This window comes from Legionella genomosp. 1 (assembly GCF_900640215.1).
Classification (GTDB): Bacteria; Pseudomonadota; Gammaproteobacteria; order Legionellales; family Legionellaceae; genus Legionella_C; species Legionella_C quinlivanii_A.
Map to the genome: position 1 here is coordinate 48,327 of NZ_CAAAJH010000003.1, position 25,697 is coordinate 74,023.

The window sequence follows — 25,697 nt, forward strand, 5'->3', positions numbered from 1 at the left end:
AGTATACTCTCAAGCCAGTCCAGACTGTAAGCCTGCGAAGAAAATTTCATTATCTGCGAATCAGCTTCGCCAGGCTCGGTGATATGTGGAGAAAAAGTCCCTTGAAAAAAAATGCGCGCGTGGATACTCTACAATAAAAATCAGTTAAGAGATCGATACCATGAACTCCCTGCAGCAAACGATTGAAGACGCTTTTGAGCAACGCCACAGTTTATCTTCCCAAACAGCTCCCAGTAATATTATCGAAGCAGTTCATGAAGTATTTAACGGGCTTGATACCGGTCAATTGCGTGTTGCAGAAAAATCTGGCTCAGAATGGGTTGTTCATCAATGGATAAAAAAAGCAGTTTTGCTGTCGTTTAAATTATATGATAATCAAGCTATTGATGCAGGATTTTGTCAATTCTATGACAAAATGCCATTAAAATTTACTCATTACAGTGACGAGGATTTTAAAAATACCGGCGTGCGAGTAGTTCCTCATGCAATGGTTCGTCAAGGTGCATTTATCGGTAAAAATACCATCCTGATGCCCTCCTATGTCAATATCGGAGCTTATATCGATGAGGGTACGATGATCGATACCTGGGCCACAGTAGGCTCCTGTGCGCAAATTGGTAAGAATGTTCACTTATCCGGTGGTGCAGGTATAGGGGGGGTTCTTGAGCCCTTGCAAGCCAACCCGACAATCATTGAAGATGATTGCTTCATCGGAGCCCGCTCTGAAGTCGTCGAAGGCGTTATTGTCGAGCGCGGCTCTGTCATATCGATGGGCGTCTATCTTGGTCAGAGCACCAGAATTTACAACAGAATGACTGGCACTATTACCTACGGACGCATTCCGGCCGGTTCTGTTGTAGTCTCGGGTAATCTGCCGAGTGAAGATGGCAGTCACAGCCTATATTGTGCGGTTATCGTCAAACAAGTTGACGAAAAAACCCGGTCAAAAGTCAGCGTTAATGAATTGCTTCGAGATCTCTGATGAATTCGCTCTATGAAATTCTTGCAGATTTGATTGAACGTGAATCAATCACTCCGTTCGATGCCGGCTGCCAGGAATCAATGCTTAATTTTCTAAGCCATTTGGGATTCACCTGCCATCCCTTCAATAATAGCCCGGTCGATAATTTTTTTGCCCGCTACGGGGTTTCCTCGCCGCTTCTTGTTTTTGCTGGACATACCGATGTGGTTCCAATTGGCGATAGTGATCAGTGGAAGACGCCTCCTTTCAAGCTAACGCTTATTGGCGATGAGCTTTACGGACGCGGCACTGCTGATATGAAAGGCAGTTTGGCCGCTATGCTGCTTGCTGCCAAGCGCTTCATTGACAAACACCCTTCTTTTCCTGGCAGTCTTGGATTTTTAATTACCAGTGGAGAAGAAGGAGACTTGTTTCAGCTTGGAACGCCCCATGTTATGGAAGAAATCGTTAAGAGCGGGATTAAGATAGACTATTGCATAGTCGGAGAACCATCCAGCACTGAACGAATTGCAGATGTAATTAAAATTGGCCGTCGTGGTTCTCTTTCTGGTAATCTGACATACAATGGCAAACAGGGGCATGTGGCCTATCCTCATCTTGCAGAGAATCCGATTCACAAACTGAGTCCTGCATTGACAGAACTGGTCTTAAAAGAATGGGATAAAGGCAATGAGTACTTTCCTCCCACTTCATTTCAGATCACCAACCTCCAGTCAGGCGGTATTGCCTCAAATATCATTCCTGGCAATTTGTTTATGCAATTTAATTTCCGTTATTCTACCGAACAAACAGCACTGGGACTGGAGCAGCAAGTAAGAGATATATTTCACTCCCACCACTTAAATCCCGAAATTAAATGGCGTATCAATGGAGAGCCTTTTCTAACCGATCAGGGCAAACTTCTGGAGACAACGATACAGGTGATTCAAAAAGTAACGGGGTATTCCCCTGAGCTATCGACTACCGGCGGCACCTCGGATGGGCGTTTTATCGCACCTTATGGGGTGGAGGTTATCGAATTGGGACCTGTGAATGCTACCATTCATCAGGTTAATGAATGTGTCAGTTTGCAGGATTTGGAAAAACTCAGCGATATTTATTACGGGATTTGTGAGCAGCTGTTAAAGTAAATCTTGGGATAAGTTCAATGTATTAAACTGTCCTCCACGCGAAGCGAGCCTAAAAATCCTCTCTCCCCTCAGGGGAGAGAGTTAGAGAGAGGGGTTAAAATCAACCCTCACCCTGGCCCTCTCCCAAACTTGGGAGAGGGGATTTTCTCTTAAACATCTGCACCTCAGATCGAATGACCAGTTGGAACACCCTCCGGTACAAAATCTCTGGCATTATCCTCTAATTTTTCATTTACCACTCTCGCCACACAGGAATCGGACCAGACATTGAGCGAGGTTTCCAGCATATCAATCAGACTATAGAAAGGTAAAATAAGCCACATCAGCGTGATAGGCACATTCATGCTTGCCAAAAGACTGGCACTAAGAAAAAAACAACCCATTGGTACACCGGCATTACCGATGGCTGCAATGGTTGAAATAAACACCCATAGCGCCATCATTGGTAAGCTTATTTCCATCCCATGGTTTTGCATTAAATAAATGACCGTAGTAAAAATAAACGCAGCGCAGCCATTCATGTTCAAACTAGTGCAAAGCGGCAATACAAATCGGCTGACTTCTGGTCTGACATTCAGATTTTTTTCAGCGGTTTCCATCGTGACTGGCAAAGTTCCAACCGATGACTTTGAGAAAAAAGCGACAGACAGTGCCGGCAGCATGCCGCGAAGAGCCGCAAATGGTTTTATTCCCTGGCTCTTTAACCACAGAGGCAAAACCACCAGGCCCTGGATTAAATTAGCCAGCACGATGATTAACAGATAGCCGCCAAGTCCGCGAATCGATTCCCCTTCGCGCAACTGAACTACAGTACTGGTAATAAAACCATATAAGCCTAAAGGAATGATTTTAATCACCCAGCCGGTAATTACCATGAAAAGTCCGTGTGCGCCACGGAAAAAGGCTGTAATCGTCTGACGCGGCTCTTGCTCAGGAATATAGCGAATGGCAATGCCAGTCACTATCCCCAGTAATAAAACACCCATGACCTGATGTTGGAGAAACGGCTCGAAAATTGTCGAGGGAATCAGGCTGCTGATATGTTCAAAATAAGAAGACTGAGAAGCCACTGGTCCTGCAATTTTAGCTGCAGTCAGACTCGCCATTCCCGGCTGAATCAGAAGATATAACAAACAACTGATTGCTGCCGCTATAACCGTAGTAATCAAAGTATAGGTCATGGCACGCTGCCACACTCTCTTCATTGCGCCGTCAGCGCGATAATTAGTCAGAGTGACAATAATTGATAATGCGATTATGGGAAGACTAATGCATTTGAAGATACGAATGAACACATCTGCAATAAATAAGCCCAAGGGCTTTAATCCCGGAATATCTGAAAACCCGCTTAAAATTCCGAGAAGAATCATTATAGTATAAAGAAAGGGTGTGCTGAGCCAGAATTTGCTTGAAGTCTTTTGGGTGGAAGGCATGTGAACCTCTGATTTTAATGACACTTAACAATAAAAAGGAATTACAGACTGTGGCAGCAACAACAGCGACAACAATAGATAGTCTTGCTGTAAGAAACCTTAAAATTCCTGATTATCTGAAAATCGTTCATATCCACCATTGCGTATTTTTTGCACATTGAGAGCACATTTTAACACGACCAGCTCGAAAAACAAAGCCTCTTGTCTCTGATTAGGAAAACACGCCCTAGGCAGGGCAAATCTGCCTCTGTTTCAAATCAGCAATTCGTTGAAAGGCCTGCTCGATACGGGCGGCAGCAATTGTACCCTCGGATACCAAACGCTCAATGCGATCCATCACTTCAGGCGCTGAAACAGTGCCCAGCTGGTTGGCTACAATAATCATATCGGCACCTGCATTTATAGTTAAAGCCAATGCTTCATCCATACTAAAATGCTGACTAATCGCATGCATCTGCAAATCATCACTGATGATGATCCCTTCATAACCTAACTGTTCACGTAATAAATTGCTGAGAATTGGCTTTGAAAGCGTCGCAGGTAAACCGGAGGGATCCAATTGCCGATTGATAACATGCGCGGTCATAATCATAGCCGGCATCACGCGGGATTGCTTCAATAGCTGATAAGGTTTTAGCTCTTCGGGTAAAAAACTATTGGATACATCGACAAATCCTTTATGCGTATCAGCAGCGGCACTGCCGTGTCCAGGAAAGTGCTTATAGCAGCAGTGAATTCCGTATTCTGAAAAGATCTCTGTAAATTCCTGGGCAAAGCAATCCACTTTGTCTGCATTGGCAGAAAAACAGCGTCCCAAAGGACCTATTATTCCCTCCAGAGGATTGATATTCAGATCAACGACCGGCGCAAAATTTAAATTAAATCCGAGATGATGGAGCATTTTCGCCATTTTAGTTATGATGCTTTTGCGCTCTTCATTATCCAACTGAACCAGTTGTTCCGGGCTGACAGTGTGAGTTGAACCGGGAATTGATTTGAAGCGATCAACAGCCCCACCTTCATAATCGACAGCAATAATTAAATCCATCCCCTGTTGCCCAGCGAATGACTGGCTGGAACAGGTTTTGAGCTGTTGAGTCAATTTTTTGATTTGCTCAAAATGAAGCAGATTTTTTCCTGCTTTTTTCTGGATGAGATCATAATCAAACAATAACACACCGCCTAAACCGTCTTTGAGGAGCCATGAATGAACAGGGTGGTGTTCATTTATCTCAGTGCCTGAAAAGCCCATAATGAGCATTTGAGCAATTTTCTTCCGTAAATCAAACAATTGTCACTCCAGGAATTTTCTTTTTTTTGGATATTACACAATAGCCAAGTCTAAGGCCAGAAACTTTGAGTGGATTTGCCCCTTGTTAAACGAGCTTTACACCAGGTTCTAATTCAACAGAAGGATTATTTATTACCCAAATATGATATTATCCAATCAATTAAAATTTCAACACTTAATCACCATGAATCTTTTTGAACAGCCATCCTATGCTCTGGCCAGAATCTATATGTGGAATATGTCATTCAAAGAATTGGCAAGATATTGTTCGGTTAGCCGCAATAGCCGGCTGGCTGCAGAACTGGTGTTATTTTCACGACAAGACTCCCCCTCCCTTCGCATACAGGAAAAGCTTCTCGAACAATGGGCCTTCCAGCCCCCTGAATCTTTGAGGAAGTGGATGAAAAATAATCTTATAGCCTATCTGAAACGCCATATCTGCTCTGCTTATGTCAGTTTCCGCTATCGTTTTCTAGGAATGATTGTGCTTGCCGCTTATCATGATATGGCACTTGAAATTGATGATAATTTATTTGCCCAGCTTAAAAAGTGCCTGTTTGCGGGAGCATTTCAACCTAAAAAGCTTCACCATCTCCACATTCTTTTTTCCTGCTTAAACCCTGGTCAGATCTCAGAACTCAGCCAATTATTTCAGCAGTCGCTGCAAGACATCACTGACTATGATTATGAAACCGCGTTGTTTCATCTGAGTGCTTTAGCCCCCAGGCTAGACGAAAAATCTCTTAATGCATTTATTCCCCTGCTCATAAAAGCGCTCTCTTTGCAATCTGAAAAAAAACGGGAATACGCAATCGGATGTCTGCGATCATTTGCCTTAAAAATGACCTCCAAACAACAGATGAGGTTATGCAACACCCTATTGGGCTCGAGAATGTTACCTGCGGCTATTTATCGAAGTCTCAGCAGTCTTTCAGGCTTGCTATCAGCTTCCGTCCGGCAGACCATCCTTTCATGGCTTCTGGAGAAAATGAGGCAATCCAGAAACACCTGCCCGCCTCAATTAATACAATGCATGCTAAGCTGGTCAGCCGATCTCAATGATACAGAACAGGACGAGTTATTTCTTTTCATATTAGCCAATTTAAAAAACACAGACATAAATGTTCGTATCAAAACAATGGAGGAATTGAATAGTCTGGCGAATATACCCCATCGATTTCTTTCGCGCCTGATTTCTGCCGTAAGTCATGTACTGCTCGACAAGGGGATGCTATGCCGGGTGTCAGCTAGAACCTTCCTATTAAACCATATCTCAGGCCTTGAGAGGAAATCCTGTAACAAGCTCATTCTTCGCCTTCTGACTACACTGGATGATGATAAATTTGAGTTAATAGAGACGATTGATTGCCTCATTAACCTGATTCCAGTAATGTCTGAGGAGTCAGTTCATTTAATGGCTGGAAAACTCTACCCGAGGATTATCTCTGCCAACCCATTAAACCGCGTATCCATTCGCGAGTTTATAGCACTTTCGCCCAGACTAAATGAGCTGGATTTTGTTCTTGTCTCGCATAATTTTTGCAACCGACTTGTGCCTGACAATTCTCAGCTGGCACCACTTCTTGGTTTTGTTAAGGTATGTGCTGAACGCATACGGTCTACAGGTCAGGAGCTTGAATTTAAAAATTGTTTGAAGAATCTGTGGCAATCCGAGACCTATTTTACCCGAATGAATAAACCCCTGATTTTAGATTGCCTGACCGCTTTTTTTCCTGTTTTTGACGAGCAGGAAGTTTCACAATTAACCGAAGAAATAATTGCAATTCTTGATGATGAACGACAGCTGGAATCAGCCCCAAGTGCTGTTCGCTGGCTCGTTGCCGCCAAAGACAAACTGGACAAGAGGACACTTAAACTGCTTCCCCTGAAAATGGCTCAAAATTTACAGACAATATGGTCTGCAGATAACACAGAAAACTCTGAAGATATATTTATCCTGCATAAGAGTGTTTGGCAATGGATAATTCTCGAACATACAGCCCTATTCCCCTCTAATATAATAGATAGTTATTCAGCGCAGGAACTGGATGACTTATTTTCGGCGCTTGCAAAACGAATAACTGCGGAGGACGCGCATAAGCTATTACAAACAATTATGGAAAACTCACGAGAGCAGCGGAGTTATACTGATTTAAAATCACCCATTTGCCTAAAACGATTACTACCGCTTCTGACTGATAGCCAGCGGGAGCGAGTTATTACCGAGATTATTATAAAATCGCAAAGCAAACTCCACTATCACCGCTTTCAGGCAGTCAATTATTTTAGCGTGATTTTACCCCTGCTTAGTCGAGAAAAGATTGAAGAGTTGCTTCCTCATATCTATGAGGGATTAAGTGATACAAAAGCACCTATATATATCCACACATTGAAAACACTGGAATGGATTGTAAATAATACAAATATTAAATTAAATGCCGATCTGACTCAGGGATTTAACCACATATTACCCAAACTAAATAGTGAACCCGAAATTGGAGCACTACCTGGTCCGGTCAGTACACTGTTACTCAACAATCTGTCGGGTGAAATTGATGCGAGAGAAACACTTAACTCCCTCGGGCTTTTGATAAAGTGTTTCATTGATACTTTTTCAAAATTAAAAGTAGAGTTGACATCAGGATGTACTCAAAAAAAAGAGGTAGCTTCTGAATCCTTTACCCCCTCGATTTAATCCTTTTTATAAGCAACTTCCACGCCCCCGCTTTATGGGGGGAATCCAGGTAATCTCTTACTCCTGGATCTCCCGCATAAAGCCTGAGAGCCCCCCTCAAATACGTGCCTTATCAGGTCAAAAGGACTTTAAATAGTGTCGTTTCCGCGTAGGCGGAAATCCATCTTGCAAACAAAGTTAGGAATTATCTTGAGAAATAGATTCCCGCCTGCGCGGGAACGACACGATAACAGACATGTTTGAGCAACTTTTAAGTCATCCGCTCACTATATAAATAATGAGGGGATTCCTCAGACATAAAGCCGTGGACGTAGGAGTAATAGCGGGAAGTAAGTTTGCGAGAAAGCAAATAAAACTAACACATTCTTAACATATTGAATCAACTTAAGTCACTTCGCATTAATATTGATTTAATCAATAAAGCCTATACTAGTATAAAGTCCTTAACCTGATTGTCCGAATATGTCCCAGATAGTTCCCACAACTTCTGAAGCGATAGCTAAGAATGCCTGCGCTTATGCAAGACATTTTATCAAGATGGGCTCTACACAACTGGTAAATAATGAATACACTATTCTGCAAAAACACGAGCTGCAAAAATACATCGCTTTATTACGTAAAGCTTGTAGAGCTTTTCCTGATTATACGCTTGAACTGGATAAGGAGATTCAGCATTTCTATCAAACCATTGAGCTTTGTAAAAAATTGTCCCTAGGCAATTGCCATGAACTCGCATTAATGGCGCTTGATTACGTCGTCAATTACACTCCGCCACAAACTAATGCGGAGGTATATCACATCAAAGGCGGCGATCATGTATTTCTGGTTATAGGCCGCAAGAAAGATAGTATAGCGAGCCAGCCTGAAACCTGGGGTGATCAAGCCTATATTTGTGATCCCTGGGCAAATGAGGTGTATCCTGCAAGTGACTATTTAAGCAGGACAAAAAATTATTATCGTGTAACTGATAAAACAACAGGAAACTTCACTAATCATATTGAAGATTTTAATCCTTCAAAACATAGTTTAAATCCTATAAAAGACTCCAATGCAAGTTACATTCGAGAAGCGCATTCAGAAAAACACATTGAACAAGTGATGCAAATTTTTGAGAGTAAGACCAAATTAATCCTCAAAGCAATGGACCAACTTGAAAAAAACCTGGTTAAAATTGCAGATAAAATTGAGAAAAAGCATGGAGAGTATGATGATAAAAGAGCTGTTATTCTCAAGCTAATCTCCAATATTCAGGCCGCAAGAATTGATATACAGGACAATTTAAACAACAGGGATAATAAAGCAGAGTATCTTGAATTACGAAGCCTGCTGGAAAATAAGCTAAAAGGCTCTTTAAGCAATTATTCTCAGGCAGTTCAAATGTCAAAAGAAGACAAAACCATTCTATCTCGATATCGTGATGGAGATTCGCTTAAGTCAAGAATGCAAAGCTTTTTAAAAATAGCACCAGAAACTGCTTCTAAAACAACTGATGCGCTTGAAGAATCACAAAACGAAATCACAAATGCCATCAATTTAGGACGTTAATCATATTGCCGGGTACTGCTGCGAGCAAGATACCCGGTTACTTCGTCAAATAGTACTGCGCGACTGATAGCCTGATTGCCGGTTCAGAATTTGCTCCTGACGCTCAGCCTGGCTTACCCAATGAGTTTCAGGGGGCAGCATCGACGGCAAATCCGCAATTTTCACCCGTTCGGTAGTGATGGCTGGACCCTGACCTTCCGTGTTAGCTGGAAGATTCTGCCAGCGAAGCATCATGGTTCCCTCATGCAGACCGGAAGTGCTAATCCAGTTGTATACACCAGGATCCTGTAAAGACAGCACAAAACGATAGCGTCCATCAGTATCAGCCATTGCTTGCTGATTATTTAAACTGCATACTACATTTCCGGGATCGATGGTAATGGTCCATGGACCAGTCGCAGGCGCAATGAAATAGTTAGCACCTCCCATATCCACTGTTAATAATAAGGCTTCATCATCCTCTATTTCAAAATGTCCAAACGAACTTGCCTGACTGACCAGGGTTCCCAAATCATCAGATTGCTCGGGCTGTTTAAATGTGTTAACCGGATTTAGCTTGGTTTTGATACCCAAAGCCCCTACCCCGTAAAAGAAGATAGATTCCGAGATATTTTTTATCGTCTCCAGATAAATTCGGGTGTCTGATCTTGGCGTTTCACCAGAGATATCATCAAGCAGTTCAACCGATAAACTATCCGGCTTTTGAGCCTGCCAATCTCCAAGACTATTGCGCACAAACAACATTTCTGCATCATCATTCGATTGAATATGATTAATTCGACCATTAGCCGCTTCACTATCTATCGTGATTTCATAATTTCCATCGGCATCAATCTGTAATTCACTATTAGTGAGCAATGCCACTGTACCCTGTGAATTAGGATTACTGATTAGAGAGAAACTGGCATCCGCAAGGCCAGCGGGTTCCCGATGTCCATGTATTTTATAATGTAAGGAACCATCTATGGGGATTGTACGGTAAATAACATCCGGATTATCATAACTGTATCTTCCGCCAGGCACATCAAGGCCAAACCATTGACGCGGGCCGCTATCCACCCAATAGACTTTTGGAAAATAGGGATCAGAGTTAACTGCTTTTTGAATGGAACTGAATATCAGCTCATCAACCATCGGTGACAACAGTGGCTTTGCTTCATTGCTGATTAAAAGTCCATAAGCCAGAGCATAAACCGCCTTGGCTTTGATGCGAAACAGCCGAAAGGTATTATTCTGATATATTTCGATGGCTTTCTCATCGAGAAGTTTCTGCTCTGGGGTTGCCAAAGGATTACCGGCATACAGGGGAAAAGCCAGGGCAAGAGATGTTAGAAATACAGCTGGGCTTTTCAAGTGTGAAACAATATTCATTGAGCTTCCTTAATCTATTGAACATTTAAAAACTAACACGTTTTTATTCCAAGTCCAATTAAGGCGTGTTTTTTTAATTTCCAGGGCTAGAATTAAAGAGAAAGATTAACTTTAAGAGCAGCATGGAAAAAAGTTTCCTCGAATTGGAAATATTAAAAAGCGATAAGTTAAGAACGACCATTCTGGCTATCGTTTTTGCATCTCTTTCGCTCATGTGGACCTTTTTTGTAATTTTTTATCCTCAGGAATATATTAAAATAATGCGCGGATTACCTCTAGCCGGATTACCCAGCGGTTTGGCTTTGGTTGCGCTTTATTTTCTTTTTATGAGACAAATGATTTGTCGACATATTAAACATCAAAAGCCATTTCCAGGTATTTTCCGCTATTTGACTTCTTTTTTAGAGGTAAGCATCCCGTCTATCGCTATTATCATTTTGTCTCACTTTCAAACCCCTGTTTATGTTCTTCTGATGCCGCCTGTTCTGGTTTATTTTATTTTTATCATTCTTTCTTCATTAACCTTAAATGAATGGATTTGCCGGTTTGCAGGACTGATAGCAGCGATAGAATATATTGGACTTTATTACTACGCGCCCTTTTGGAGCAATTTTCAAGAGATCGATCCCTTTCTGACAAGCTGGTACTCTTTTGCCGGGCGGGCTGCGTTGTTGTTGATTGCAGGCATTGTAACCGGTTTTGTAACCGCTCAAATCAGAAAACAATTAGGTACCGCTTTTGAGGCTCAGAAAGAGCGCGAACGAATTGAGAGTATTTTTGGACAGCATGTTTCTCCTGAAGTAGTTGCTAAATTACTATCAAAAAATGCCAACGCCAGTGAATACATTCCGGTATGCGTCATGTTTCTCGATATCAGAAACTTTACTCATTTTACGGAACAGAACGAACCCGCTGTTGTGGTTAGCTATCTGAATCAGCTTTTCAATTATATGATTGAAATTATCCATGATAACAAAGGGATTATTAATAAATTTCTAGGGGATGGTTTTATGGCGGTATTCGGGGCGCCCATCTCCAGCGGTAACGATATCGCGAATGCCATACAGGCGGCCCAGGAGATCGTTAAGCGTACCGATGAAGAAAGTACCAAAGGCAACATACCCAATTTCAAATTGGGAATCGGCCTGCATTTTGGCTATGCTGTAACCGGCACTATTGGTACCGAACGGCGGCTCGAATATACCATCATGGGAGATGTGGTTAATTCAGCTGCTCATATCGAACAATTGAATAAAACCTACAACACTACCGCCCTGATTTCTGAAGATGTAGTGAATAATTTACCCACCATCCAGGCTGAGTTTATCGGCAATGCCACTTTGAAACACCGGGAAATGCCGGTGAAGTTATATAAGCTGGTTTAAACCTGATGCGCCGGTGTGCGCATCAGGCTTCTTTTTAGCGGCTTCGCCGCATTGCAATTGCCAGAAAAATATAAGCCCAGCCATCAACCATAAGCTCTACCGCAATGAAAAGGCCAATCACCCATAAGCCGCTGATTGGCCATTGCATAATAATCATTACACCCAGAGCAATAGCGATAATTCCAGCTAAAATCAATATAAAAGCAGATGAGCCTTTGAGTGTGGATGCCATAATAAACCGGCTTAAACCGATTACGATCAGAACCGTGGCCAGCATCAGAGTAATCAGGCTGGAGGCAAGAAGAGGATCATAAATCACCAGACCTCCGCCAACGATATAAAGAACAGCAATAAAGGCATGCCAGATAACTGCTCGCCAATGTTTTGATTTGAACACATCAACAATTTGAGAGCATCCGGCGATGATCAGTAAAATGCCTAAAAAAAGCATGCTGGCCAAAGTTAGCCCAACCACCATACTTAAACCAATTGCGCCCAGCAGCACAAAAAAGATGCCCAAGGCCAAAAGCCATCCCCAACTGCGGCTTGGCTCATTGACCGCCCTGACTTCCTGTTTCTCGGTTGACATACAATATCCTTATTAATCGTTTATCTTTTTTACAGATGAAGTAAAAGCATAACTGCTTTCCAATTCATTTCGCCTGTTAAGGAACAATAGCACAACTTATGGATCCAGAACCATGATTTAAACACATAGCGGGGTTGTATCAACAACCCAAAATGGCGTAATACTGCCATCACCGAAACTACTGTTAGCCATAAAGCTTTTAATTTACTTTAGAGACAACTTACAGGAAACTATCTTTCGCAACTCGCTCAGGGAGTTTTACCAAAGGATATGGAGAAATTATGCCGCAAGAATCTGATGCTCAGCAAATAGCTACTATTGAAAACACCTCAGGCTACGCCACTTTTGACACACCCACAAGTTCTCACAGTTATTTTGGAGGTCTTAAACGCTATGTCAGCACATTAAATCTGAGTAGCTATCTGCCCTCTTCCAATACACTAAAAAGCTATGTCCCTTCCTGGTCTTCGATAGCCTACGGATCAGCAGCAGTCCTTACCACCCTGCCCTTTCTGCCTTATTGCCTAACCTCTCGACCGGAAGCCATCAGCGAAGAATGGTGGGATTCAAAATTAAAATCTGATAAATGGTTTCTAATCATCAATGCCTTGGTTTTTATGGGTATTGGAACTGCAACACGTACTCGTTATTATCATGAAATGGTCGATAATTTAAAAAAAATCCTTGGTGGCTATTTTGACAGTTTAAGCGGTTTTTTTTATAGAACAACTATCTTGTTAATCTCTGCCCTCTCAGCAATGCCAGCAGCGGCCTTAGGCTATTTCGGCGCCATCTGGGCAGGATCCAATGCGGCTCTTTTCTCCTCATTATCGAGCTTTGCTAACACCTGTGCCTTACGTATTGTTTTTATTCCCAATTTTATTCAAACAATTAAAAACTGGTTTGATGAAGATCGGATTTTTCAAAAAGAACTCGCCTATCAGCTTAGTCATTTAAAACCGGAATCTGTTAGCACAATCAACAACTGGCTTACTGAAGAATTTACAAATCAACAGCTTGATGAGCAACTCGTTAAAATCATTATAAAGCGCATCTTTCAGGAGGAATTAGCACTCTCAGACCTCGGCGAATCTCATTTTTATAAACCAGGAATTATCACAAGAGCTATCGATTGCTTTAAATCCTGTACTCCCACAGGAGTCTCTGGTTTTTTTAGTATTTCCTTTTTTCTATTAATCAGCCAGGCAGGTTTTGACGGCTTTAAACTATTCTGTCAGGCACTTAGCGAACGCTGCACAGTCGAGGACTTAAAATATATCGTTAAACTAAGTATCGCATTTATCCCGGGATTAACTGCTGCTATCGTTGCATTTATGTCCAGCAACAATTTTTCCCGACAGATCTTAAAAGATGTTTACGCACATGTCAGCAATAAACCACGCGAAGTGATCAAAGTATTAGTTATTGCGGGATGCTGTCTGATAACTGCCGGGGCCCTATATAATGCGGCTAAAAGTATTGCTGACAAACCCAATTTATATCAAATTAAAACAGATACAGAAACCCTGGGACAACTGATGTATCTGTATTCTTTTCTAACAGGCAATTACTCTGTCGGTCTGATTCTGGATTTAGGCGCCTGTCTGAAATTAGCAGGGCTTACCGAAACGCATAATAGCACTCCGGATGTTAAAGCGGTCGTTCATTGGCTAAATCGAAAGGAGCTATCCTCTGCAAGCGTTTCTACTATCAGACAACATGGTTTTTTTTCTCAATCCCGAATAAAGCGGCTTTCGACAGCTGAAGCTGAAATGCAACCCGTGGCCGCATGTAATTTAACCGGACTATCACAAAGATAGGCTTCTGATATCTTGCTCATACTGAAGAGCAGCGCCCCATCTCGAAAACCTTGCAATCAATATCTGCATGAGTTTCTCTGCTCTTTTCCAGCCGATTATTTATTTCAATAAATGTCCGGGCTGCTTTTTTCAAATCAATGTCCTGCGTATTTTTGTTCAGATAGATTTTGCCTCGTTTGCCAAAATGCCTGTGAGAAGCCAATGCTTTCCTCACCTCCAGATTATTAATGAACATGTCGCCTCTACACTCAACAGACACCTTGCGGATAGCGTCCTCTATCCTGTCTGCTTTGGCATTTTTTCCAATAGCAAACCAACTTCGGGCTCCTTTACGCAAATCGAGGATAGCTAAACAAATCTCCTGATATTCAGATGAGTTTAAACTTTGAAGAACATTATCCAGCCGTGTTTTAATTTTGCTGATATCAGTAATTGATTTTGCGCCATCTATCAGTTGCTGCTGCTTATCGACATAGTGTTGCATCAATAAATCTTTCTGACCCCCGACATTTTTTTCCTGAATGGACTTAATAAGCCGCTGACATTCCAACTTTATTTCTTGAAAAAGTGTTTCTTCCATCTCTGAATACCTGGACAGTTTATCCGCATTCGCTTTTCCTGGTAACAGTTTACTTTTTAACCCCTGAGCTATAAAAACAGCCTGCGAAATAATTTTTTTTGTATGCTTTTTTTTCTCAGGGGGTAAAGCATTCTCATGGGACACTTGTTGGTTATGAGTGACTATGCGCTCTTGCTTTAGCTGATCTGTTCTATAGTCAATGGCTGCAATTAATTTGAGTATTGCTTTTGTTCTGGCTAAACGAACAGCCTGCTCCTGAACCACGCGCTGCAGCATTAGCTTTAACTGCAGTAATTGGCTGTATAGCGTTTCAGCATTATTATTCCCTGCCATTTTCCTCAGGAAAATTTTGATCTCTAACTTATAATTGTTGACCTTATCCTTTCTTGTGGTGCTAAAAAAATACTTAAACCCTTTATTAAACTGATCCTCATCACTGGCCAGTAAGGCATCCAGTTGCTTAAGCCACTTGTTAATCTTTTGGTTTTCTGGATGAGACAGATGAAGAAAGGATTGAATTTTTTCCCGAAGATTTAAATTGCCAGGCTTATTGATTTTTTCTAGTTGTTTCATAGTGACAAACCGCCCTGATTAAAAGGTTATAGTTAGTCATGACTACATGGTCGATAATGACCCAACATGTATTTCTAATAAAGCAAGACATCCAGGCACAAAATAAAATACTGGAAAAATCTCAAGTCACTGAAAATAAATGTGATATGGTTATAATGATAGCAGTAAAAAAAAATTTGCAATTATTTTTTCATTTATACAGGGAAATTCATGCAAAAAAAGCACCAGTTTGTTTTCTTCTTCACTTTTCTACTGGTTTCTGTCGCTTTTCCCAGAGGCACAATCGAATTCCAGCTTCAGCACATTCTGAATAAAAATCTTAACTCCACAACTCCCGGCGCCGTTTTACTTGTTTCCAGCCCTGAAACAGGCTTGCTAATCGCTGCGGCAGGCCAATCTAATCATCAAACCGGGCAAATGATGAATACCAGTAATAATTTTCGTATTGGCAGCATTAGTAAGACTTTTTTGGCGGTCAGCTTGCTAAAGCTGATTGAAGAGGGAAAACTAAGCCTTGATACGAAAATTTCCACACTTCTTCCTAATAATATTGATATAGACCGTATACCGAATGGCCGTTTGTTGACAGTGAAAAATCTAATGCAGATGCGAAGCGGCATACCGAATTATGTTGAATATAACAGTTACTATCGCCTGATTGAACAAATGGTCGGACAACAATGGAAACCCGAATTGCTTATCAGACTTATTTATGATGAAAAGCCCAAATTCAGTCCCGACAGTTCATACGAATACAGTAACACCAACTATTTATTACTGCAGTTAATTGTTGAGAAGCTAACCGCCCATTCCTATGCGGATTTATTCAGAGAACAAATTCTGACTCCGCTCCACATGAAAAATACTTATGTGGAGCATACAGACGAGGACACCCTTCGCTTAATTACCCGGGGCTATACACTGGCAGAGAAACAACTCATTGACGTGACCTATCTTAATGATGGTTTTGGTCTTGGGGATAGCGGCATGATTAGCACGGCCAAGGATTTGGAGCATTTTGTAGCCGCCCTGCTCAGAGATAAAAATTTACTGTCTTCAGGTTCTTTAGAGAACATGCTGACTACAAAAGACGACTATGGACTTGGCATTTATCGGGAGCAGATTGGTGATGAATGGGCCTGGACTCATAATGGGGCCACCTCAGGCTTCCAGGGAGAGTTTTATTATTTTCCACGAGAGCAGTTAATTATCATAATACTCACTAATTCATTCGATACCGATATCATTGAAAAAGTCGTTTATGACAGCTATCAGTTATTTAAGCGAGAAAGGGATTAGAAAATGAATTTCCCGGTTGCTCACAACCGGGATTCAATGCTCCAGGTTCACAGAGCCTGAAACTATCAATACATTTCATAAACAGCAGGAGTCACCTCAACGGGCGCTTCATTGACCACAGTCACCTCTTCATAGTTGGTGGTTTGTACAGGTGAGCAACACGTATTAGTCACAACCGGGCGACGGACCTCTACGGCAGCGGCACAGCAATTGGTTTTTACAACAGGCCGTTTTATTACTTTTGTGCAGCAATTGCGTACAGGTACGGGTTTTACAACAACTGCATTACAACAGCTGGAGGGGGTGTAGACGGTATTTACATAGTTTGTGGTTGGAATATAACCACAAGCGGTTAAACAAAGGGCGGCAGGTAACAATAATATTCCTTTCATGTTGGACTCCGTTATTTTTCCATTAGCTAGCTTAAGTGTATAGCATGGTCATTGATAATTCAATTTTTGTACAGATGGTAGAATTATAAACATTGGAGTCTGAGGTGATGGCGAAGCTTTTGACTTTCGTCTACGTACCATAACTTGCTTTGTTTTGTTTAATGAAGGTTGATTTTTAAAAAAACGTCTTTGCGAGTGTCAGCGACGCAATCCAGTTCATACCTTTCATTTGGATTGTTCACTTCGCTCGCAAGACTACACTATGCACAGCTTGCCGTTTCGGCCATATTTTTCACATTCCGCTCAATATTCTCCACAAATCCCATTCGAGATGTGTTAGTGAAGAAAGCTGATGCATAGCCATCTTTAATCTTGCTGTAGGCTAATTTGGCTATTAATGCCAGTCCCGCTGAGATCACGGAGACAAATATATTTCCCAGCAATGGTTGCCATGTATTTCGCCGTTCGCTCATTGCATCGTCCTGACTATGCAGGTGAAGACGAAAATCATCTTCAAAAGCGCGATACGTCTGCTCATCAACCTTGCCGGACTCAGTCAGTACTGATTCATTATCCATAAGAAACTCATCAACTCGCTGTTTCAATTGACAGGCCAGGGTGCTAGCCGTTTTAGCTTTGTCTGCATCGTCTATTGCAAGCTTTTCAGAATAAGCTTCCATAGCGTTTATGGACGAATAAAGAACATCGATTTTTTCGGCTGCATCAGCATTAACAGCGCGAATCCTCCCTAAAAGCTCATTTCTGTCCGCAAGAATCCTGGGCGTGAACACAAATGGCTTTTCATAACTAGCAGGAACCTGCTTGCGATATTCTTTAACTGCAAGCGTTAAACGATTCAGCAAAGGTTTAAAATGAACTCCACTGTAAGCTTTACCCTGGGTGTTGATTAAATCCAGAAGGGCTTTGCTATCCCCTGTATCCTTAAATTGAGCCAATTGTGCTGCCAAACGCTCAATAAAGGCTGTTCGGCTGAATTGATCGGCCCTGTTGAAAAAATCTTTGGTATGATGTCTTTGGTTTCGCCTGGATAGATATTCCTGCAGCTCCAGATCAAAATCTGAAAAAATCTTGCTTCGAAGTATTGCTCTTTCCCGGATTGTATCGGCAACTGCCATCTTGTTGACAAAAACCGGTTCAATTGCTTGCTGGTGCTGTTGAAATTTTTCAATCTGCTCATGCACATCAATCAATTCGGGATTAAATTGCTTAAACTGCGCCTGGAATATTTGAAGACTATCAGGGGAGAACTGGGTCAAGTTAGTATTATGCAAATCCAGAATATTTTGTTTGTTTCTATAATTCTTTATGATTTCATCATTTGCATCAAAATCCAGTCGGTCTAAATCTTCCTTCGCTTGCGCAGTAAGCTGTTCATTCATACTCGCCAGTAGTGCGTCAGCCATTTCTTTAAGCCGCAGCGACACGCGAGCGAACTGCGTGGTCAAATTTCTCAGGTCCGCTAAAGCTTGCTCAGCAAGGTTGGGTTTATGCTTCGCAATAAAGCTTATGCGGCCATGGCAGCTATTTAATGTGGATTTCAAGTCATTGAATTGTTTCAACAGTTCATTGAGTTTATCAAGGCTCATATCGTCTGTTATGACTGCATCTACTTTGCCAAGCTCATTCAGTAAAGGCGTGAGCAAATTGCTTTGCTCCGTTAATTCGGTCTTGAAACAGGTCTCCACTTGCTGATCGGCTGCTTCTTTTAGCGCTTCAATGGACAGCAGATTTCTATGATAGGGGGACTGAGGCGAAATTGTTTGTTTAAACTGATTTATTTCCTCAAATAACGATGTTACCTCTTCAAAATATGAGCTAACGCCATTTTCATTAAAACCATCGAGAGCTATCAATCCATTCATTTTCTCGACCAAACTCTTCGCCCTGTTAAAGAAAGCAATCACAGAGGATAATGGACGTTGCTCTTGATCTAAATCATCTAATTGTTTCTGTTGTCCATTAAGAGCTAATGTCAATTTACGATCTTCTTCGGCAGATGCATTGAGAGATTGCTCAACCGCATTAAGCGTCTGAATTTCTATATCCCCTTCCTCAATCAAAACGCTGATTTTATGCTGTTCCGCTCTGACTGTGGCATATTCCAATTCTTTAGAGCCGATAAGAGCATATAGTTGTTCTTTTTTATCAACCTGATAGTTTGTTGAAACAAACCCCAAGCGGTTCACTTCAAAAGTTTTGTCGCCAATGACGGACAAAAAATAATCCAATCCCGATAACTTTGCCCCTTTCACATTTAACGCATTCAGCTTGTTTATAGCACTTAGCGGGAAATCCCCCTTCCCACTATTATTTAGGCAGGTCATAACGGCAAGGATCAGACTCTCTTTATATTTTATGATCTCTTCCCGTTCTTTTATTTGTTTAATCAGAGCCGCTTTCCACTGCTCAAACTTTCTATTGGCATCAGAGACATTCTGCAAGTTGACTTTAACAGCTGTGTGCTGAGGATGACTATTTTCTGCGATTGAGGGGTAGACTTTTTGACCCAATTTATTCATCAGTTGAAAATACTGAGCTGAAAGACCAGCAACTTCATCTCGCAATTTTGATATAGAACCCTCGGTTATACTTTTCTCAGAAGAAACAGCCTCTATCGTCTTTTTGTTTTCTTCAAATATTACAATTAAATCATCAACACTTGCATTAGCTAAACGCTCATCCGCTAACTTCTTAAGCAGGGTTCTCTCCCGCAATTTTACAACCTCAGACCTGTTTTTTAATAACATGGATTCCAGTTCATTGAGGTGCTGCCCAAACTGCTGAATGTGCTTATGCAGGTCTGAATAAACAGGCTCGTCATCATCAAGCGTCTCTCTGGTTTGGCTGAGTAACTCCCTGGCATTAATCAGTAATTTCTCGTGTTCGGAAATCAGTACAAGTTCCTTTTCATAAATATCTATAGCATCTGTTGCAGTTACAGACGACTCCAGTTTTGGGATTACATATCCATTGAGCGGGTCGATAGCAAGTTGAATCTTGCTCAATTGTTCGCGAGCGTCTCCAATTGTCTTTCGCTGAGTGAGTATTTTATTCTCTGCAGTTTTGTAGGTATCAAGTGCGCTATTGATTACATCTTTGCCTAATGCAAGATACTTCAAATATTTATCATTGGCATGAATTGTTCCCTGCCCCATGGCTGTATAGCTAAACTGGCCTTTATTTTCTTCTTTGTTTTCAGCTTCCGAACGCGGGGTATGAGAGACTATTAACAATGCAAATGCTTCTGGATTCAGGAAAGACACCAGTTCATCCATAACCAGAGGAAATTTTGCAAGCATTCTACTGATTTCATTAAACAGTTCGTAAACAACAGGATCATAAATTCTGATTTGATAGCTGCCCTTGATTCCCAAGGCATTGTGCAGGTGCCAATAAAAAGCTCCATTCTGTTTCAATAAACCGACATCCAGCTGCCCCTTAACAAAGTAAGCTGAGAAATCAAATGAATCAATAGCCGCATCAATTGCTTTCAAGGAATTTTCAAGACTGAAATCAGGTATTTTTTGCCAGTTGGTAAGAAAATTCAGCGTAGAGGTTTTAATATTCTTTTTTAATGTTTCTTTCAGGTGACTTATGTTGTGTTCATTGAATTTTTGAGAACCTAGCAAGGATTCAAGATTACCGTAGATATTACCCAACAAATTATAATCAGGGTTAGCGCTTAAGTATTCGGTATCCTTGAATAGTTTTTCGGCTTGCTTTCCCAATTTACGTAATGCGAATATGCCGGGCGATTCTCCTTTATCAAACCTGGGAAGGACTACTTCAGTAAGAAAATCAAAAGTTTGATTTATAAGCCTTATCTGAGTCATTGAAAATTCTTTTTTCAAATCGGTATCAACCAGACTGAGTTCACCCATTCTATTTTTGGAAAGAATTTCCTGTCGACGTTTCTTGAATTCAGAGATCAAATTGCCCAATAAGCTAGTTTCAATGTCAGTAAATGGGAACATAACGCCTACATCTCAGATTATTTGGGTTGATAATATCCCAAAAAAATTAAGTGAGTATTAAGTACTATTGGTTAACAATTAAATAAAAAATTCTTAGTCTAAACGTTCTACGGTTTATCCGGTATTGTTGTATAAATAGAACCTCACACCCTGTCACGTCTTTGCGAACGAAGTGAAGCAATCCAAATCGAATCTTGAATGGCGTTAGATGTGGATTGCTTCGCTGACGCTCGCAAAGACGGTTTTGTGTGTACCTATCCATTTATGCAACAGCGCGGGTTATAGATTTTGAGAGCCCCTGGGAGAATGAGTAGAACTTGCACTACTCACTATGTCCAAAGATGTCATTAAGTATCACTGCTAAGCGGCAGCCGGCCAGTGTGATTCTTTTTTCTACCGCCGTTTTAACGTCGTTCTCATAAGCTTTGGATGGTATTTCACCGTATTGAATACGATAAGCGAGATTGACTGCCAGGTCGTAGGATTCTTCAGACCAGCTTTCAGGATTTATAACCTGAGAAGCGGTATCGCAGGGCCATTTTTTTTCAAGATATTTAGCCTTTCTGTTAAGCTGAGCAGCATTCAAATAGCCAGTTTTAAGTAACCCGCCGCCATTATCCCAATAGGAATGGAGATTTCTTGCAACCGGGTTTTGTCCAAGAATAAGAAAATTGCCTCCCGCGTCGCCTTCGGGAAACCGTCGGCTAAATTCACTGACCGCATGCATGGGCTGGTGTATGTCACCAGTGACATGCAATAAAATCCTCAGACTAAAGCCTTTATCAAAGGGAGTGGATTGACGCTTTTTAAGCGTGGCAATTGCTTTGTTCAAAGCCAGCACGGCGTTGTTTTTATCTGGGGGCACCAGAGAAGTGCCATCACGGCTGAAAGGAATATCTACATAATGGAGAGACTGTAACCATAAATCGTTTTGAAAACGCAGAGTATCCATCCAGGGTCCTGCATTAACAAATGAAAGCGGCTTATATAACCGATCCAATTGATGATTATAGTGATTAACCGCCTGCTTTGTTTCTTTCGTCAAATGATTATAGGCAATCTGCGCCACCAAACGGTGACCCAAAGCATTCCAGCTATGGGCCATATTAACAAATAATAAGAAAAATAAATAAACAAACGTCCTTATCAGATTCATCATTTACCCTAAATAAGGTGACCAGGCAGGTTCCTGAACATCACCCTGGCGAGCAGGGAGACGTAAACGAATGCGTCCGTCAATTGAAACAACCCCTAACACGCCTTTGTCCTGGAAACGTGTTGCATAGAGTACCAATCGGCCATTAGGAGATACAGAAGGCGATTCATCAAGTGAAGCAAAGGTCAGCAGACTCACCTGACCGCTATTCATATCCTGTACACCAATATTGAATTTGCCATTGTCGCGGTGATACATCACCAGATGTTTCTGATCCGGGGTAAACATTGCCCGCGCGTTATAGTTTCCATCATAAGTGATACGGTTAATGCTGCCGTCAGCCAGAGACAGTTTATATACCTGTGGAGAACCACCACGGCCTGAAGTAAATATGAGGGAACGGCCATCAGGAGTATAGCGCGGTTCGGTATCAATAGAGTCGCCAAAGGTTAATTGCTTCATGCTTCCTGAAGAAAGATCGATGCTGTAAATTTTGGGACTACCACTCTTGGATAATACAACCGCCAACTGACGACCATCAGGCGACCAGGTCGGCGCGCCATTAATACCAGAAAAATCAGTGACTAATTGCCGTTTCCCGGACTCAACTGAAACAATAAAAATCTGTGCCTTTCTTTTCTCGAATGAAACATAGGCAATTTTGCTGCCATCCGGCGACCAGGAAGGCGACATGATCGGTTCAGGCGAAACCAGCAGGCTTTGCGGGTTATAACCATCAGCATCTGCAACTTCGAGAGAGTAGCGGGCACGGCCTGCAGCTCTTTGAACCAGAACATAGGCGATTCGGGTTGAGAAAATACCCCGTTCACCAGTCAGTTTTTCATAAACCATATCACTGATATGGTGCGCCAGTGGACGAATATCATTGGCACTTACCTGGAAACTTTTGGAAAGCAGCAATTTGTTTTGGCTGACCGTATCCAATAATTCAAAACTGATATCATAGCGGTTTGAACCTATCGGAGTTACCCGCCCAGTCAATACGCTGTCAGCACCCGCCTGTTTCCAGGCGCCAACGCCATTCATTTCCATGGCAGGCAGGCTGATAATTTTGAATTGACCCGACAAGCGCAGATCGTTATTAATTACTGACGTGATTTCCTGGGCACTGCTGTTTTCTCCGAATGAATTGATTCCGATGGGCAAGGCTGAGCTGATACCCTGGGTCAATTCCAAATCAAGCGCAAAAAGATGGCTTGATACAAGCGTTAAAAAACAGGTCAGAAGTTTTTTCATAGACACAATAATTACCCCCTAACGTTCTCGGGTCTAACGGTTAAACTGATATCGCGGAATAAATTAAATGTTTCCGGATCACTTGGCACCGGCAATGGCGATGCTTTATATATAGCGGTTTGGGCGGAGCGATCGAGTATGGGATCCCCGCTGCTGCGCATCAGAGTCACTTCCAGTACCGCTCCATCAGGCGCCAGACGAATTCGGAACTGACTGGATAAATGACTGTCCACGTTTTCAGGCAGAATCCACTGTCTGCCAATCGCGTTCACAATCATCGCCTTGTATTTGTCGACTTCACCAGCCAGCCTGGCCTGCTGGGCCGCTTCCTGGGCAGCTTGCTGCTGAGCAGCGAGTTTTTGCTGAGCAGCTTTAGCCTCTGCGGCCGCTTTGTCTGCCGCTGCCTTTTCTGCGGCCAGTTTATCAGCAGCGGCTTTTTCCGCAGCCTGCTTCTCAGCCAGCTGCAGGGCTTCCTTCGCCTTCAACTCATCCTGTTTTTTTTTAAGCTCAGCCTGTTTTTCTGCTTCCTGCTGTTGTTTTTCCAACTGTTGCTGTTTACGCTTTAACTCTTCCAGACGCTTGGCTTCCTGCTCTTTTTGCAATGCCAGTTGTTTGAGGCGTTTTTGTTCTTCTTCAATTTGCTTTTTACGCTGTATTGCCAGCTTTGCCGCCTCATCTTTCAACCTGGCCAATCGCTGCTGTTCGCGCAGCCGCTCTTTTCGTGCATCCTCAGCCTGTTTTGTCAAAGCCTGCTGTCTCGCCTGCTCAGCCTTTTGCTGCTGTAGTTTTTCCTGTTTGAGACGGTTAATTGTTTCCATGACTTCCTGGCTATCCACGCTTACCGCTTTTACAATTTCCTGCTGTTTTGGCTGCTCGACCTGCTCGATAGGCAACATCTGCCCCGGTGTGTTTTTATTGTCAGCGACCAAAACGGGGTGTTCGTTACTGGATGAATCCTGCAAAAGAAAAAGTATCAGGCCGAAATGCAGAATTAAGGCAGCGATAAATGCCTTACGATAAGTCATATCATTTATCATCCCTGCATCTCCGTTTCCTGGGTGGAGTCGGTCATTAAGCCAACTTTTTCAGCACCTGCCTGTTTCAAAAAGCCCATAGCAGACACCACCTTCCCATAAGGAACGCCCTGATCACCTTTAACCAGCACATTAACAGACTGGTTATTCTGCTTCGCAAGCTCAAGTTCAGCCGCAACCCTGACCACTAGCGCATGAGGCTCAATCGGCAGCTCAGGCTGGGCATTAATATTCAGAAAATAATCGCCTTGCTGATTAACGGATACAATAATCGGCTCACGCTCACTGTCTTTTAATGATTCTGTCGACGCCGCTTTGGGCAGGTCAACAGTTACCCCCTGTGACAACATCGGCGCGGTAATCATAAAAATAACCAGCAGCACCAGCATCACATCGATATAGGGAACCACATTGATTTCCGCAATGGGACCGGCACCTGGTTTTCTTCTTTTTCTTAACATAGAAGTTATCCTCTAATCGGTACAGTGGTTTGTTGCTCGATTAATGCGATAAGCTCATCCTGAAATAAATCGTATTGCTCCAATATACCAGTGGCTCTGGTAGAATAACGATTAAAAGCAATCACCGCGGGTATGGCAGTAAACAGTCCAAGGGCTGTTGCCACTAATGCCTCAGAAATTCCGGGAGCAACCATTGCGATAGTCGCCTGGGAAGCCTGCCCTAAAGCCTGGAATGACGTCATAATGCCCCAAACGGTTCCAAATAAACCGATGTAAGGTGCAATGGACCCCACTGACGCAAAAAAAGGCAGGTGCTGCTCCAGCTGAATTGCTTCCTTATTATGAGTAATTTGCATAACTCGCTGAATAGGCTCCAGGGCAATCGAGCCCTGCTTTCTTGTGCGAACATATTCTTTGAAACCCGAATGAAAGATCGAAGCCAGGCCATGCTTGCTATCCGGATTGCCATCAACATCAGCATAGAGCTTGCTTAGGTCGCTACTATCCCAGAATCGCTGGCTGAAGCTGTCGCACTCAAGCTTTTTGCGCTTGAAATACCAGGCTCTTTGTAAAATAAGTGTCCAGGACGTAATCGAAGCGACAAGCAAAATCAGCATCACTGTTTTAACGACCAGGCCTGCCTGTATAAAATACGCTAATACGCTCGCATGGGTTCCCACTGTATTCCTCCAGCATTTTAGAAGTTGAT

General features: G+C 42.3%; 19 protein-coding genes. 7 read left to right on the top strand and 12 right to left on the bottom strand.

Translation table 11 applies throughout. The features are described 5' to 3' along the window. Positions 1-160: 160 nt before the first annotated feature. Together dapD and dapE are read left to right on the top strand one after the other, a co-directional pair. Complete coding sequence (dapD, locus tag E1O89_RS04065; RefSeq protein ID WP_112219717.1) at positions 161-982, top strand: 2,3,4,5-tetrahydropyridine-2,6-dicarboxylate N-succinyltransferase; 822 nt, start codon at positions 161-163, stop codon at positions 980-982. Beyond that, positions 982-2,112 carry a succinyl-diaminopimelate desuccinylase gene (gene dapE, locus E1O89_RS04070; protein WP_133139064.1) on the top strand — a complete coding sequence of 377 codons (1,131 nt, stop codon included), beginning with the start codon at positions 982-984 and terminating at the stop codon, positions 2,110-2,112. The genes dapD and dapE overlap by 1 nt, the downstream gene beginning before the upstream one ends. 164 nt (positions 2,113-2,276) lie before the next feature. Here dapE and E1O89_RS04075 read toward each other — a convergent pair whose 3' ends face one another. After that, positions 2,277-3,545: a dicarboxylate/amino acid:cation symporter gene (locus E1O89_RS04075; protein WP_133139065.1), complete on the bottom strand. Its 1,269-nt coding sequence runs from the start codon at positions 3,543-3,545 to the stop codon at positions 2,277-2,279. 226 nt (positions 3,546-3,771) lie between these two features. After that, a complete protein-coding gene (locus E1O89_RS04080; RefSeq protein ID WP_133139066.1) occupies positions 3,772-4,836 on the bottom strand; it encodes a glycoside hydrolase family 3 N-terminal domain-containing protein in 1,065 nt (354 codons plus the stop codon). A 184-nt stretch (positions 4,837-5,020) separates the two neighbouring features. Between E1O89_RS04080 and E1O89_RS04085 the strand changes: the two genes are divergently transcribed. Both E1O89_RS04085 and E1O89_RS04090 read left to right on the top strand, forming a co-directional pair. After that, entirely contained in the window at positions 5,021-7,531 is a 2,511-nt protein-coding gene (locus E1O89_RS04085; protein WP_133139067.1) for a hypothetical protein, read from the top strand. A gap of 462 nt (positions 7,532-7,993) precedes the next feature. Next, positions 7,994-9,076, top strand: coding sequence for a hypothetical protein (locus E1O89_RS04090; protein WP_133139068.1), 1,083 nt, complete (start codon positions 7,994-7,996; stop codon positions 9,074-9,076). A 45-nt stretch (positions 9,077-9,121) separates the two neighbouring features. Here E1O89_RS04090 and E1O89_RS04095 read toward each other — a convergent pair whose 3' ends face one another. Further along, positions 9,122-10,447, bottom strand: coding sequence for a hypothetical protein (locus tag E1O89_RS04095; protein ID WP_133139069.1), 1,326 nt, complete (start codon positions 10,445-10,447; stop codon positions 9,122-9,124). 122 nt (positions 10,448-10,569) lie between these two features. Here E1O89_RS04095 and E1O89_RS04100 point away from each other — a divergent pair, with 122 nt between their 5' ends. Then, a complete protein-coding gene (locus E1O89_RS04100; protein WP_133139070.1) occupies positions 10,570-11,832 on the top strand; it encodes an adenylate/guanylate cyclase domain-containing protein in 1,263 nt (420 codons plus the stop codon). A 34-nt stretch (positions 11,833-11,866) separates the two neighbouring features. Here E1O89_RS04100 and E1O89_RS04105 read toward each other — a convergent pair whose 3' ends face one another. After that, the gene (locus E1O89_RS04105) at positions 11,867-12,421 is read right to left on the bottom strand and encodes an HdeD family acid-resistance protein (protein ID WP_133139071.1); all 555 of its coding nucleotides are present in this window, start codon (positions 12,419-12,421) and stop codon (positions 11,867-11,869) included. A 281-nt stretch (positions 12,422-12,702) separates the two neighbouring features. Here E1O89_RS04105 and E1O89_RS04110 point away from each other — a divergent pair, with 281 nt between their 5' ends. Next, a complete protein-coding gene (locus tag E1O89_RS04110) occupies positions 12,703-14,241 on the top strand; it encodes a hypothetical protein (RefSeq protein WP_133139072.1) in 1,539 nt (512 codons plus the stop codon). Between the two features lie 16 nt (positions 14,242-14,257). Here the strand turns inward: E1O89_RS04110 and E1O89_RS04115 are convergent, their stop codons facing one another. Next, the gene (locus E1O89_RS04115) at positions 14,258-15,394 is read right to left on the bottom strand and encodes a hypothetical protein (protein ID WP_133139073.1); all 1,137 of its coding nucleotides are present in this window, start codon (positions 15,392-15,394) and stop codon (positions 14,258-14,260) included. Between the two features lie 210 nt (positions 15,395-15,604). On the opposite strand from E1O89_RS04115, the gene E1O89_RS04120 reads away from it, so the two are divergent. Further along, the gene (locus tag E1O89_RS04120; RefSeq protein ID WP_133139074.1) at positions 15,605-16,693 is read left to right on the top strand and encodes a serine hydrolase domain-containing protein; all 1,089 of its coding nucleotides are present in this window, start codon (positions 15,605-15,607) and stop codon (positions 16,691-16,693) included. A 65-nt stretch (positions 16,694-16,758) separates the two neighbouring features. Here E1O89_RS04120 and E1O89_RS04125 read toward each other — a convergent pair whose 3' ends face one another. The 7 genes from E1O89_RS04125 to tolQ form a co-directional block, all read right to left on the bottom strand. After that, positions 16,759-17,085 (bottom strand): hypothetical protein, encoded by a 327-nt coding sequence (locus tag E1O89_RS04125; RefSeq protein ID WP_133139075.1) that lies wholly within the window; start codon positions 17,083-17,085, stop codon positions 16,759-16,761. Between the two features lie 260 nt (positions 17,086-17,345). Then, the gene (locus E1O89_RS04130) at positions 17,346-21,080 is read right to left on the bottom strand and encodes a hypothetical protein (protein ID WP_133139076.1); all 3,735 of its coding nucleotides are present in this window, start codon (positions 21,078-21,080) and stop codon (positions 17,346-17,348) included. Positions 21,081-21,402: 322 nt separating this feature from the next. After that, a complete protein-coding gene (locus E1O89_RS04135; RefSeq protein ID WP_133139077.1) occupies positions 21,403-22,239 on the bottom strand; it encodes a S1/P1 nuclease in 837 nt (278 codons plus the stop codon). Beyond that, positions 22,240-23,493 carry a Tol-Pal system beta propeller repeat protein TolB gene (tolB, locus tag E1O89_RS04140; protein WP_058506632.1) on the bottom strand — a complete coding sequence of 418 codons (1,254 nt, stop codon included), beginning with the start codon at positions 23,491-23,493 and terminating at the stop codon, positions 22,240-22,242. An 11-nt stretch (positions 23,494-23,504) separates the two neighbouring features. Beyond that, complete coding sequence (gene tolA / locus E1O89_RS04145; RefSeq protein ID WP_133139078.1) at positions 23,505-24,530, bottom strand: cell envelope integrity protein TolA; 1,026 nt, start codon at positions 24,528-24,530, stop codon at positions 23,505-23,507. Further along, complete coding sequence (gene tolR / locus E1O89_RS04150; protein WP_112219733.1) at positions 24,527-24,988, bottom strand: protein TolR; 462 nt, start codon at positions 24,986-24,988, stop codon at positions 24,527-24,529. The genes tolA and tolR overlap by 4 nt, the downstream gene beginning before the upstream one ends. Positions 24,989-24,993: 5 nt before the next feature. Continuing rightward, complete coding sequence (gene tolQ, locus E1O89_RS04155; protein ID WP_133139079.1) at positions 24,994-25,668, bottom strand: protein TolQ; 675 nt, start codon at positions 25,666-25,668, stop codon at positions 24,994-24,996. Positions 25,669-25,697: the final 29 nt, after the last annotated feature.